The sequence below is a fragment of the Massilia sp. GER05 genome (assembly GCF_052056005.1).
Classification (GTDB): domain Bacteria; phylum Pseudomonadota; class Gammaproteobacteria; order Burkholderiales; family Burkholderiaceae_D; genus Telluria; species Telluria orientalis.
Window position 1 is genome coordinate 5644964 of sequence record NZ_CP178858.1, and the last position, 12453, is coordinate 5657416.

The following is a 12453-nucleotide window of genomic DNA, read 5'->3' on the forward strand; positions in this document are numbered from 1 at the left end:
ATGGCAAACGGCACGCTGACGGTGGGCCAGTCGCTGAAGATCCCGGCCAAGGCCGGTGCGACCTACAACGGCGCCGGCACCTTCAAGCCGTACGACGCCGGCGCGATCGTCGGCAACACGACGCCCGAAATGGCGTTGCCGGTGCCGCAGCAGTCGAGGGGTGGTTGCGGGGGGCTGGGGCAGCTCGTCATGGTGGTCGTGGCCGTGGTGGCGACGATCTACACGGCGGGGGCTGCGGCGGGCATGCTCGGTGCCAGCGGCGGTGCCTGGAGCGCCGGACTGGCGGTGATGCAGGGCGCAGCGACCGGCACGATAGGCACAATGGGCACCGTCGCAGCGGGCGCGATTGGTGGCGCGGCCGGATCGATCGCCAGCCAGGCGGTTGGCATGGCCATCGGTGCGCAGGACAGCTTCAACTGGAAAGGTGTGGCGCTGTCGGCCGTGGGCGGCGGCGTCTCCGCGGGCGTCGCTTCGGCGAGCGCCGGTACGGCCCTGGGCGCGAAGGACATCGCCGGCGCCATCGGCCGCGCCGCTTTGTCCAACACGATCAGCCAGGGTGTCGGCATCGTAACCGGTCTGCAGAATGGGTTCAGCTGGCGCAGCGTGGCCGCGTCGGCGGCCGGCGCCGCGGCCGGCTATCGCTCGGCCCAGGCGCTGCAGGATTTTGACATGCAGGACCTGTTCAAGCAGACCGCGACCGGAATGGCGGCCGGGGCGACGACTGCCATCGCGCGCGGTGGGAAGTTCGATATTGTGCGGGTTGCGACGGATGCATTTGGCAATGCGCTGGGCAATAGCTTGGCGTACCAAGGTTTGTCCGCGCGAGAGCAGAAGTTCGCAGCCATGGACGCACGGGTCGACGACGTTATGGCCGACGTTCTTGGAAACGGAGAGAGACTGGTATCGAACACGGCCATTGACACTCGGTCCCTCAACTTGGTCGATAAGTTGCATGCCGAAGAAATGGCACGCATCACATCGCAAGCACGTGAAGAGAAACTAACTTGGGATTCCGACGTCGGCGGCTATCGAGACGCTGATGGCCTGTTTCATGTCGAGATGGCGCTCGACAGAGAAAAGCCACCAGTTGAGCGTGCAGATGACCTGATCGAGGCTGCTGGTGGCCTAGCTATCGAAACGCCACTCGCAGTCCTGTCGGGTACGGTTGCTTCGGTTGTAGCCCCACTTTATGGGGTCTACACAGATATCGCTAGCGGAAAGTTTGGCACTCCGGAGGGCATCCGAATTGGCGAAGAGGCGGCATCTCAGCTCGTGCAGCGCATGACCTTTAAACCTCAAACCGCCACTGCTCAGTACGTGCTCGGAAAAGCCGCTGACTTCGTGTCGTACAGCGGGATTCAAGGGCTAGGATTCTCGGAACTCTCAGCGCTGCGCTCAGCGTCCTCGACGGCGCCATTCATCACTAACGCGATGCGTGATGTAGAGTTCGTAGGTTCTGGAAGCGGATTTAAAAACCCACGCCTACAAATTGGAGCAATCAATCCGAACGGTCCGAAACCATCAGCAACAGGAAACTTTCTTGTAGCTAACCATGGCGACATGCCATCCCCGCGTCCAGGTCAGCAGTCACATCATGGCGTAATGTCTGCTTGGGTAAAGACGAACTATCCGAACTATGATCCGAACCTTGCACCCGCCATTTTGATGCCGGAAGCAAATCATCGTGCAACCTTCGGCGTCTACAATACATGGCGTGCGCAAGCGCGTGCAGAGATGGGAGGAACATTTGATTGGTCGAAAGTTCCTGAAACGAAGATGCTCGACCTATCGGAAAAAATGTTTGATGCGGCAAAAGTACCAAACGCAGTTCGCCAAAAATATTGGGAACAATATGTCAAGATGAAAGGCAAGCTTACAGATGAATAAATTGTTGACAGCGAAGGAAATTGAAGAAGCATGGGGCGATGCTTTTCCAGCCTCTGAGAAGGTAGTGCTAAATCGAGCCGAAGTGCCAAATGATCTATATGTGCTGATACCTTACGCCGAGATATGGGGAATTGCTGATGACTGGAAGCGAGAACACGTGTTGCAGGCTACTCCTAGCCAACTAAAAGAAAACCTTAAAGCTGTCGTCTCGCAAAATGATGATGTGCTGGACGCTTGGCTAGCCGGACCTGAGGCAACGAGTCCAGATCCCTCTGACGCATATGTAGCGTTTTCAGCAATGCGCATGGCTGCAGATTTTGCATAGTTTTCATCTGCTCGTTTCTTTAAAACCCGACGATTTCGGTCACAAGCCGCTCATCCTCGTCGAACACGCCCAGGCGCTGGTCCTTTAAACTGGCGCGGCAGGCGAGTTCGTAGAGGACGATGGCTTTCCGCAAAATCTCGGCTTTCGTCGCGCAGTTGGCCGTCGCCAGCTGCTCCAGTTTCGCGTTGAGCGCCGGCGACATGGTCAAGGTCAGGCGGATCGGTTCGTTGTCGGCGGCCATGGCGGAGTCCTCTCGTCGATGCGTGGATTATGCGTAGATTCTACGCCTGCGCTCGTGGTCGTCGCAAGCGGTACTCCGGCGTTTCGCGGGACACCCGCACCCGAAGTCATGTACACACATTACGCACGAAACGTGCAGGCGGTTTTTTAGCCGTAAGTGGTTGAATTCAAAGCTGATTCGCTGTTTACACTTTGGGCCTCGCTGCGCTCGTCAAAAGCCGCAGCATCGGGAAATCGTCGTGAAATCAATGGTGTAGGTGATTACAAATGAAAACGGGGCATGGCCCGCAATGCCACTGGCCGTGCCCTGTTCGTGTGCAATTATGAGGTTCTTCGCTCGCCGAGTCGCGCAGCTTTTTCTCTTTTTAGCAGCTAAAAAGATTCCCCAACCCCGGCGCCGCTGCGCGTGGGGTGCAAGGGTACAACCGAAACGCAAAACTCAGTCGGGCATGAAAAAGGTTTTTGCGTCCTGCTGGATGTGGGTCCATCTGGTGCTCTGGTTTCGCCGTTGCGCGAAGTCATGGGCACACTGGCCAAGTAGTCGCCGCGTCTTGTCCAGGTTCGCCAACGAGACCCGATTGCCCTGCTTGTTGTTGTCCAGCCAGCCGCAGAAGAAACGCTTCTGCGCATCCTCGATATCCGGGTAATGGCGTACCACGTCGTCCGGCGTGGGCGCCTGGTCAGGTGTGGCATGCTGGGGGATGTGCCGGTTGAACTCGACGAAGAACGTGGTCGGATCAAAACGGTGCTGGCTGCCGCCGCCTTGCTTCAAGGCGTCGCACAGCGCATAGAAGGTCGCCTTCGGCTCGATGTAGGGCGTGATTTCAAAACCTCTGCGCACCTCTACGAAGATCGCGAAATTGTGCCCGAGGCACCCCATCACCAGCTCGAACGGTTCGACGTCGGCGAAGAAGAGGCATTCGAACATCAGGTGATTGAGCTTGTAGCGAAACTTGACGCGTCCCATCCCTTGGTCACGCATGCTGCGGTACAGCGTCTGCAGGCCGGTCAACTTCATTTTTCTTTAGTCGCCGGCTGCCCGTTCACACGAGCCAGCGCCCCGGCCACCTGGCTCTTGACGATGATCGCGTCCAGCACCGCCTTGGCCACTTCCTGCTCTTCCGGCCGCATCGCCGCGATCGCCTCGAAGCGCAGTTTCATGTCGTCGTCCGGTTCGCGCTCGCCTTCCTCGAACAGCAGGAAGTCCGTGCTCACGTGCAGGGCCAGCGCGAGCTTCTTCAACGCCTCGGCCGTAGGCTGTGCGCTACCGGCCTCGTAGCGCTTTATCTGCTGGACATGGATGCCCGAGGCGTCGGCCAGGCCCAAGCGCTGCAGGACAACGTACTCGGCTACAACGCGCGCAGCCAGCTGACCGACATCACCTCGTCGGTCCCCGGCGCCGACTACCGCATCCACTACGACTACGACGCCTTCGGCAACCGCAAGAAGGTCACGACCGGCTTCACCAACGACATCGGCGACAAGAAGGCCATCGAGGTCAACTACGAATACGACGCCATGGACCGCATGACCAAGGTCTCCGGCAACGTCAACACGACCTACCACGCCCCGGTCTACACGTCGACGTACCTCCCGAAGGAAAAGCCGGGGATGACGTACGAGGACATCGCGCCCGACGTCATCGTCACATGGACGTCTTTCGACAACAAGCCCATCGAGGCCCACACGATCACGTACGACTGGGCCGGCAACCGCGCCATCGACAACGGCGAAACGTACGGCTACGATGCGCTGGGCCGCCTGTCGACCATCAGCACGTCCGCCGGCCAGACCGGCTACCGCTACTACGACAGCGCCAGCCGCGTGATCGAATCGCGCGACGGCGCCGACGTGCAGCTGAACGACTACGACGCGGGCGGCCGTCTCGTCGTGCAGCGCATGCAGGGCCAGTCGGACAGGGTCCAGCGCAGCCTGGTCAAGTACAACTACCACAACGAACTGGGCTACCTGGCCTCGTACACCGCCCAGGGCGCCAGCGGCGCGAAGCTGCAGACGGCCACCAACACGGTCGACGTGCTGCGCGACACGCGCCTGACGAGCCTGACGAAGGTCCAGAACGACGGCGAGACGGCCTACAAGACCAGCGAGATGCAATACAACCTCGCCGGCGCCATGACCGCCGTGACCGCGCGCAACTACAAGGACGGCGTGGCCACGGTCGACAACGCCAACTCGCGCTCGATGATCGGCGACTACGCCGGCCACGTTTTGGAAAAGACCCAGAACGGCCTGCGCACCCACACGCTGATGGCCGACGACGAGATGATCGGCTACAGCAGCGCCGCCTATGAATCGTTCAGCAGCGTGCACGAAGGCTTGAGCGCGGCCTCGAACGCCGACGTCGGCGTCTACGTCGTGCAAGCGGCGACTGAGACGCTGACGTCGATCGCCAAGTCGGTCTGGGGCGACGAGCGCCTGTGGTATCTGATCGCGGACGCGAACGGCCTGACGATGGCAAACGGCACGCTGACGGTGGGCCAGTCGCTGAAGATCCCGGCCAAGGCGGGCGCGACCTACAACGGCGCCGGCACCTTCAAGCCGTACGACGCCGGCGCGATCGTCGGCAGCACGACGCCCGAAATGGCGTTGCCGGTGCCGCAGCAGTCGAGGGGTGGTTGCGGGGGGCTGGGGCAGCTCGTCATGGTGGTCGTGGCCGTGGTGGCGACGATCTACACGGCGGGGGCTGCCGCGGGCATGCTCGGTGCCAGCGGCGGTGCCTGGAGCGCCGGGCTGGCGGTGATGCAGGGCGCAGCGACCGGCACGATAGGCACAATGGGCACCGTCGCAGCGGGCGCGATTGGTGGCGCGGCCGGATCGATCGCCAGCCAGGCGGTTGGCATGGCCATCGGTGCGCAGGACAGCTTCAACTGGAAAGGTGTGGCGCTGTCGGCCGTGGGCGGCGGCGTCTCCGCGGGCGTCGCTTCGGCGAGCGCCGGTACGGCCCTGGGCGCGAAGGACATCGCCGGCGCCATCGGCCGCGCCGCTTTGTCCAACACGATCAGCCAGGGTGTCGGCATCGTAACCGGTCTGCAGAATGGGTTCAGCTGGCGCAGCGTGGCCGCGTCGGCGGCCGGCGCCGCGGCCGGCTATCGCTCGGCCCAGGCGCTGCAGGATTTTGACATGCAGGACCTGTTCAAGCAGACCGCGACCGGAATGGCGGCCGGGGCGACGACTGCCATCGCGCGCGGTGGGAAGTTCGATATTGTGCGGGTTGCGACGGATGCATTTGGCAATGCGTTGGGCAATAGCCTGGCGTACCAAGGTTCGTCCTCACGAGAACAGAAGTTCGCGGCGATGGACAAGCAGGTCGACGAGGCCATGGCCAATGGCCTTGGAGATGGCGAAAGACTAGTTGCCAACACGCTCACCGATACTCGCTCCCGCAGCCTGCTTGATAAGCTTCGTGCCGAAGAAATGGCACGTATCACTTCTGGAGCGCGGGAAGAGAAACTTACTTGGGATTCAAATGATGGCGGCTATATAGACGCTGACGGTCGCCTTCACGTAGTCGTCAACGGAGTCAATCCACCGGTTGAGCGGCCAGACGACCTGATTGAGGCCGCTGGAGGTCTCGCTATCGAGACACCGCTCGCAATCGCGTCGGGCGCGGCTGCGGCCGTTGTGTCTCCGCTTTACGGGCTTTACACCGACATTGCTAGCGGAATTTTTCACTCCGGAGGGCATCCGACTTGGCGAAGAGGCGGCATCGCAGCTCGCGCAGCGCATGACGTTCAAGCCTCAAACGGCCACTGCTCAATACGTACTCGGAAAAGCCGCTGACTTTGTGTCGTACAGCGGCATTCAAGGACTGGGGTTCTCGGAGCTCTCAGCGCTGCGTTCAGCGTCCTCGACGGCGCCGCTCATCACTAACGCCATGCGTGCTGTAGAATTCGTAGGCTCTGGGAGCGGATTTAAAAACCCACGTCTACAAATCGGCGCAGTAGGAAATATTGATAAACTTATCGCAGATAGAGTTAGTGCTAAGCCGCTGAACTCCCCAAATCCGCAAAAATGGATAGACAACGGTGGCAGTGTGTGGAACGAGCTTGATGGGACGTGGGTGTATAGCGACAAAGTAGGTAACGTTGTTCGCTACCCGAACGGATTCCCTGATTTTGAAGGAGGCGGATACGTGCGACAATCTGTCGACATAGACATGGTGCCCAATCACACAACTGATTTCATTAACGCTAACAAGACCGCTCCACTAGGCCCAAAACTGCCGACAAATACATGGCACCATAACGAAAACGGCGTAACCATGCAAGAAATCGACAAAATTATCCATAGTCGCTTTACCCACCGAGGTGGCGTTTCCATTATGAAAGGTCAACAATAATGTTCACACCAAACGGAGCGATCAATGAGATGAACGTGGACGACTTTGAGAAAGCGATTGGTTTTTCCTTGCCGAGAGATTATCGGGATTTTTTGATTCATAAAAACGGAGGCGTGTTTAGCAACGCTCTGATAAATCCTGAAAAGCCAGGAGAACTGCTGATTGACTGTTTATTCGGTCTCGGCTTGCCAGATCAACTTAGCCTTCAATTCTGGTATGATGAGTTAAAGAACGACATCCCCAGCAACAGTCTCATTGTTGGTAGCGATGCCGGGGGAGGTTTTTTGCTCTTATGTATCGAAGAAGACTCTTCTCCCGTGTACTATTATGACCACTCTTACTTGTTCCAATCATCAAACGATGATCAAAATACATACTTGATATCGAAATCCTTCTCTGAGTTACTAATGCAATTAACTCGTACGAATGTCGCCTGAGTTATAGTCCCACAATTTCTACTACAAGCCGCTCATCCTCGTCGAACACACCCAGGCGCTGGTTCTTCAAACTGGCGCGACAGGCGAGTTCATAGAGGACGATGGCTTTCCGCAGAATCTCGGCTTTCGTCGCGCAGTTGGCCGCCGCCAACTGCTCCAGTTTCGCGTTGAGCGCTGGCGACATGGTCAGGGTCAGGCGGATCGGTTCGTTGTCGGTGGCCATGGCGCAGTCCTCTTGTTCATGCGTGGATTATGCGCAAATTCTACGCCTGCGTTTGTGGCCGTCGCAACCGGTGTTCCGACGTTTCGCGGGACACCCGCGCCCGAAATCAAGTACACACATTACGCACGAAACGCGCGGGCGGTTTTTCAGCTGTAAGTGATTGATTTCAAAGCAGATTCAGTGAATACATTTTCGCTCTCGCTGCGCTCGAAAAAAAACGGCTCATAACAAAACCGTCGTGAAATCAACGAGATGCGTGAGTTCAAATGAATACCGCGCTCAGTCGGCAGGGCTTTCGTCCTGCGAGCTGCCGGGTGTGATGTTTGTGTGTTCCTGCTGGATGAGTTGCACTGCCATTTCTCTTTTTAGCAGCTAAAAAGATCCCCCAACCCCGGCGCCGCCGCGCGTGGGGTGCGGTATTTCCATCGGATGTTCAGCGCCGTCCGCGCGTCACTTTTCCTTAGTCGCCGGCTGCCCGCTGACACGGGCCAGCGCACCCGCCACCTGGCTCTTGACGATGATCGCGTCGAGCACCGCCTTGGCCACTTCCTGTTCTTCCGGCCGCAACGCCGCGATCGCCTCGAAGCGCAGTTTCAGGTCGTCGTCCGGTTCGCGCTCGCCTTCCTCGAACAGCAAAAAGTCGGTACTTGCGTGCAGGGCCAGGGCGAGCTTCTTCAACGCCTCGGCCGTAGGCTGTGCGCTACCGGCCTCGTAGCGCTTTATCTGCTGGACATGGATGCCCGAGGCGTCGGCCAGGCCCAAGCGCTGCAGGACAACGTGCTCGGCTACAACGCGCGCAGCCAGCTGACCGACATCACCTCGTCGGTCCCCGGCGCCGACTACCGCATCCACTACGACTACGACGCCTTCGGCAACCGCAAGAAGGTCACGACCGGCTTCACCAACGACATCGGCGACAAGAAGGCCATCGAGGTCAACTACGAATACGACGCCATGGACCGCATGACCAAGGTCTCCGGCAACGTCAACACGACCTACCACGCCCCGGTCTACACGTCGACGTACCTCCCGAAGGAAAAGCCGGGGATGACGTACGAGGACATCGCGCCCGACGTCATCGTCACATGGACGTCTTTCGACAACAAGCCCATCGAGGCCCACACGATCACGTACGACTGGGCCGGCAACCGCGCCATCGACAACGGCGAAACGTACGGCTACGATGCGCTGGGCCGCCTGTCGACCATCAGCACGTCCGCCGGCCAGACCGGCTACCGCTACTACGACAGCGCCAGCCGCGTGATCGAATCGCGCGACGGCGCCGACGTGCAGCTGAACGACTACGACGCGGGCGGCCGTCTCGTCGTGCAGCGCATGCAGGGCCAGTCGGACAGGGTCCAGCGCAGCCTGGTCAAGTACAACTACCACAACGAACTGGGCTACCTGGCCTCGTACACCGCCCAGGGCGCCAGCGGCGCGAAGCTGCAGACGACCACCAACACGGTCGACGTGCTGCGCGACACGCGCCTGACGAGCCTGACGAAGGTCCAGAACGACGGCGAGACGGCCTACAAGACCAGCGAGATGCAATACAACCTCGCCGGCGCCATGACCGCCGTGACCGCGCGCAACTACAAGGACGGCGTGGCCACGGTCGACAACGCCAACTCGCGCTCGATGATCGGCGACTACGCCGGCCACGTTTTGGAAAAGACCCAGAACGGCCTGCGCACCCACACGCTGATGGCCGACGACGAGATGATCGGCTACAGCAGCGCCGCCTATGAATCGTTCAGCAGCGTGCACGAAGGCCTGAGCGCGGCCTCGAACGCCGACGTCGGCGTCTACGTCGTGCAATCGGCGACCGACACGCTGACGTCGATCGCCAAGTCGGTCTGGGGCGACGAGCGCCTGTGGTATCTGATCGCGGACGCGAACGGCCTGACGATGGCAAACGGCACGCTGACGGTGGGCCAGTCGCTGAAGATCCCGGCCAAGGCCGGTGCGACCTACAACGGCGCCGGCACCTTCAAGCCGTACGACGCCGGCGCGATCGTCGGCAGCACGACGCCCGAAATGGCGTTGCCGGTGCCGCAGCAGTCGAGGGGTGGTTGCGGGGGGCTGGGGCAGCTCGTCATGGTGGTCGTGGCCGTGGTGGCGACGATCTACACGGCGGGGGGCTGCGGCGGGCATGCTCGGTGCCAGCGGCGGTGCCTGGAGCGCCGGGCTGGCGGTGATGCAGGGCGCAGCGACCGGCACGATAGGCACAATGGGCACCGTCGCAGCGGGCGCGATTGGTGGCGCGGCCGGATCGATCGCCAGCCAGGCGGTTGGCATGGCCATCGGTGCGCAGGACAGCTTCAACTGGAAAGGTGTGGCGCTGTCGGCCGTGGGCGGCGGCGTCTCCGCGGGCGTCGCTTCGGCGCGCGCCGGTACGGCCCTGGGCGCGAAGGACATCGCCGGCGCCATCGGCCGCGCCGCTTTGTCCAACACGATCAGCCAGGGTGTCGGCATCGTAACCGGTCTGCAGAATGGGTTCAGCTGGCGCAGCGTGGCCGCGTCGGCGGCCGGCGCCGCGGCCGGCTATCGCTCGGCCCAGGCGCTGCAGGATTTTGACATGCAGGACCTGTTCAAGCAGACCGCGACCGGAATGGCGGCCGGGGCGACGACTGCCATCGCGCGCGGTGGGAAGTTCGATATTGTGCGGGTTGCGACGGATGCATTTGGCAATGCGCTGGGCAATAGTTTGGCCGGCATGACGACGCAATCTGGCGGTACTCAGGACACGCCAGGAACGTCCAAGCCGATCTCCCAAGAACAGGCTGAACGCAACATGTACGGTGGAATGACCTCGCGCCAAGTGCTTGGCGGAGATAAGGACTGGCTCAGCGCCCTGGGAGCTTACGACGGTCCTTACGGAACGGGTGGTAACGACGAACGCATTCCAAATTACCAGGCACCTATTCGACAAGTCGTTGTTGACGGGGGCGATGTAAACCAGCGGTTGAATGCCATCTTCGGCCTGACGCCGAAGAGTATTGGCAGCGCACAGGCATCCAATGACATCGTAGCGCAACAAATGTCCGATTTGGGAGCTGGTATTTGGGATGGCATCAAGGCGATTCCAAGTGGCATATGGAATGGCGTGGTCACGGTCGCTGATGGTTATCGGGGACTAGCTTATTTAGCCACTGGCAACATCAACAGCTTCCGACCGCGCTCCAACGTCACGCTGGATGGCATCGCTCGGGGCATTGTTGACAATAGTCCCGTTGGCGTACTAGGAGCCATGTTCGACAATAATTATCGAGCTGCAGGCAGCCGCTTCGTCGGCACTGTTGCGGGCTTGGGGGGCAGCTACGCTAGTCCATACCTGACCAAGATTCCGGGTATGAGCTACGATGTTGGCGCAACAGCGAAGTGGCTTGCGCCGAAGGCTGGAGAGCTTCTCGAAAATTACATGTACCGCTCCGGCAGCCTGACTTACGCGGTGCCGCCGGTGACTCGCTTAGGTAGCGGTGGTGCTAACGCACTTCTTCCGGAGTACGTTGCAGGCTTTTCGGAGTCGGATGTCTTGGCGGTTTCTAAGGGTTCGCGCCCAGATCCTGCAACCTATCTTACGCAATCCTATCAAGACGCCCACGCAGCACTTTTCCAGGACGGTGCCGTGCGAATTCAACCAACAGCACCGACCGGTACAATTGGAAGAACCGAAACTTGGGTTTTCCCGAAATCTCTTGCAGACGATGCTATAGCTGGTTCGGGTGGCAATGTCCGAGCGCTTGAGAAACTATTAGGCCTAAGTAGTCATGCAAAATTTATCGTGAACTTGCTGCCGAAGCCTCTCATCAAGGATTGAATCTCGTCGAGCAAATCTGCGCCGTTCCTGGCAACGAAGCGGCGCCAGAAATGCTTGGCATGCTTCCACAAGATCTCAATCCGATTGAGCTCCGGGCTATAGGGAGGCAAGTAGTACAGATACAGCCCGTGTTTGGCCCACTGGCGTCGCTTCTTCTCCATCAGGTCGCCCTTGTGAATACCTGCATTGTCGATCAAGACGATGCGTGGAACCGCGTAAGGCTGGAGCGCAATCCGATCGAAGAATGCGATCACATCGTCGCGTGTCGTCGGCCGTTGCTGAGTGCTCCAGGTCAGTTGGCCGTCGTGACGCAAGGCTCCAAGCACATTCACGCGCGGTCGGTGCGCGAGCGGTTCGACGGCCCGGGTCTCGCCGATCCTGCCCCAGCCGTACTGCACGGGAGGATTTGGACTGAAGCCTGATTCGTCGAAGTACAGCAGCTCGCAGCGTTGTTCATGGTCGAGCTTGGCCAGTGCGTTGATCACTTTTCTGGCGTGCTCGAACGCCACCTGATTTCGCTTTTTTTTAGAGCGTACCGATAGCGCTTGTACGTGAAATTCATCTCCTTGAGATACCGTTTGGCTGTGCTTTCGCTGATCGACGCATGGTCTCGGCATTGCTCGATCTGGCGCAGCAGTGCAACCACGCTTCCGCCCTCGGAATGCGCCAACTCGCCAAGAGCCTGCTGCTGCTGAGGCGTCCACTTCCTGGGTCGACCGGTATGACGCCCCTCGTACAATCCGGCCAGGCCAAGCTTGTTCCAGCGTTGCCTCCACTGCTCGACGCTGTTCAGGTGCACCCCGAACTCATCCGCCGTTTTCTGCAGCGTTAATCCCTGACTCAACCGCAAAATTCCCTGTGCGCGCATCCGTGTCCGCGGATGCGGGTGGAACACGCCCATCTCACGCAGCGTGCGCCGCTCGTCTTCGGACAACTCCAAGTGCTTCATCGCCCAACCCCTGCTGCGTGATCAATTTAGCTTTGACAGCAAAAATTGGGCGACTACTTAGATGATGGATATTTGGGAGGTGCACCCGTCCGAGTCGATATCCCGAAACCGCTTGGCTATAGAATCCCAACAGGAAATGAATTCGGAGCCAATTCATTCTGGCGGCCCGGTGGTGTGACCTGGCCAGGTGGCCTGCCTGAAGCTGTTATCAA

Annotated in this window: 14 protein-coding genes; 7 read left to right on the forward strand and 7 right to left on the reverse strand. The window is 59.8% G+C overall.

Translation table 11 applies throughout. The features are described 5' to 3' along the window. The gene (locus tag ACL58G_RS24845) at positions 1–1887 is read left to right on the forward strand and encodes a hypothetical protein (protein ID WP_440963529.1); all 1887 of its coding nucleotides are present in this window, start codon (positions 1–3) and stop codon (positions 1885–1887) included. Next, positions 1880–2212, forward strand: a complete 333-nt coding sequence (locus tag ACL58G_RS24850) for a hypothetical protein (protein WP_440963530.1) — start codon at positions 1880–1882, stop codon at positions 2210–2212. Before ACL58G_RS24845 ends, ACL58G_RS24850 begins: the two co-directional genes overlap by 8 nt. A 19-nt stretch (positions 2213–2231) precedes the next feature. Here ACL58G_RS24850 and ACL58G_RS24855 read toward each other — a convergent pair whose 3' ends face one another. The 3 genes from ACL58G_RS24855 to ACL58G_RS24865 form a co-directional block, all read right to left on the reverse strand. Beyond that, positions 2232–2453, reverse strand: coding sequence for a hypothetical protein (locus ACL58G_RS24855; protein WP_440963531.1), 222 nt, complete (start codon positions 2451–2453; stop codon positions 2232–2234). A 438-nt stretch (positions 2454–2891) separates the two neighbouring features. Next, positions 2892–3470, reverse strand: coding sequence for a DUF6037 family protein (locus tag ACL58G_RS24860; protein ID WP_440963532.1), 579 nt, complete (start codon positions 3468–3470; stop codon positions 2892–2894). Beyond that, complete coding sequence (locus ACL58G_RS24865; protein WP_440963533.1) at positions 3467–3868, reverse strand: helix-turn-helix domain-containing protein; 402 nt, start codon at positions 3866–3868, stop codon at positions 3467–3469. The genes ACL58G_RS24860 and ACL58G_RS24865 overlap by 4 nt, the downstream gene beginning before the upstream one ends. Here ACL58G_RS24865 and ACL58G_RS24870 point away from each other — a divergent pair. From ACL58G_RS24870 to ACL58G_RS24880, 3 genes are read left to right on the forward strand one after another with little or no spacing between them, the layout of a single operon-like run. Further along, the gene (locus ACL58G_RS24870) at positions 3749–6253 is read left to right on the forward strand and encodes a hypothetical protein (protein WP_440968193.1); all 2505 of its coding nucleotides are present in this window, start codon (positions 3749–3751) and stop codon (positions 6251–6253) included. The two genes, ACL58G_RS24865 and ACL58G_RS24870, sit on opposite strands and share 120 nt — an antisense overlap. Then, positions 6198–6812, forward strand: a complete 615-nt coding sequence (locus tag ACL58G_RS24875) for an HNH endonuclease (protein ID WP_440963534.1) — start codon at positions 6198–6200, stop codon at positions 6810–6812. Before ACL58G_RS24870 ends, ACL58G_RS24875 begins: the two co-directional genes overlap by 56 nt. Positions 6813–6847: 35 nt before the next feature. Continuing rightward, positions 6848–7249 (forward strand): SMI1/KNR4 family protein, encoded by a 402-nt coding sequence (locus tag ACL58G_RS24880; protein ID WP_440963535.1) that lies wholly within the window; start codon positions 6848–6850, stop codon positions 7247–7249. A 1-nt stretch (position 7250) separates the two neighbouring features. Here ACL58G_RS24880 and ACL58G_RS24885 read toward each other — a convergent pair whose 3' ends face one another. After that, a complete protein-coding gene (locus ACL58G_RS24885) occupies positions 7251–7472 on the reverse strand; it encodes a hypothetical protein (protein WP_440963536.1) in 222 nt (73 codons plus the stop codon). A 450-nt stretch (positions 7473–7922) separates the two neighbouring features. Beyond that, a complete protein-coding gene (locus ACL58G_RS24890; protein WP_440963537.1) occupies positions 7923–8324 on the reverse strand; it encodes a helix-turn-helix domain-containing protein in 402 nt (133 codons plus the stop codon). On the opposite strand from ACL58G_RS24890, the gene ACL58G_RS24895 reads away from it, so the two are divergent. Together ACL58G_RS24895 and ACL58G_RS24900 are read left to right on the forward strand one after the other, a co-directional pair. Further along, on the forward strand, positions 8205–10049 hold the full coding sequence (locus ACL58G_RS24895; protein ID WP_440968195.1) for a hypothetical protein: 1845 nt from the start codon (positions 8205–8207) through the stop codon (positions 10047–10049). The genes ACL58G_RS24890 and ACL58G_RS24895 overlap by 120 nt on opposite strands. Position 10050: 1 nt before the next feature. Further along, on the forward strand, positions 10051–11292 hold the full coding sequence (locus tag ACL58G_RS24900) for a hypothetical protein (RefSeq protein WP_440963538.1): 1242 nt from the start codon (positions 10051–10053) through the stop codon (positions 11290–11292). Here the strand turns inward: ACL58G_RS24900 and ACL58G_RS24905 are convergent. Beyond that, positions 11241–11801, reverse strand: coding sequence for an IS630 family transposase (locus tag ACL58G_RS24905; protein ID WP_440963539.1), 561 nt, complete (start codon positions 11799–11801; stop codon positions 11241–11243). The two genes, ACL58G_RS24900 and ACL58G_RS24905, sit on opposite strands and share 52 nt — an antisense overlap. Next, entirely contained in the window at positions 11774–12241 is a 468-nt protein-coding gene (locus ACL58G_RS24910; RefSeq protein ID WP_413346384.1) for a helix-turn-helix domain-containing protein, read from the reverse strand. The genes ACL58G_RS24905 and ACL58G_RS24910 overlap by 28 nt, the downstream gene beginning before the upstream one ends. Positions 12242–12453: the final 212 nt, after the last annotated feature.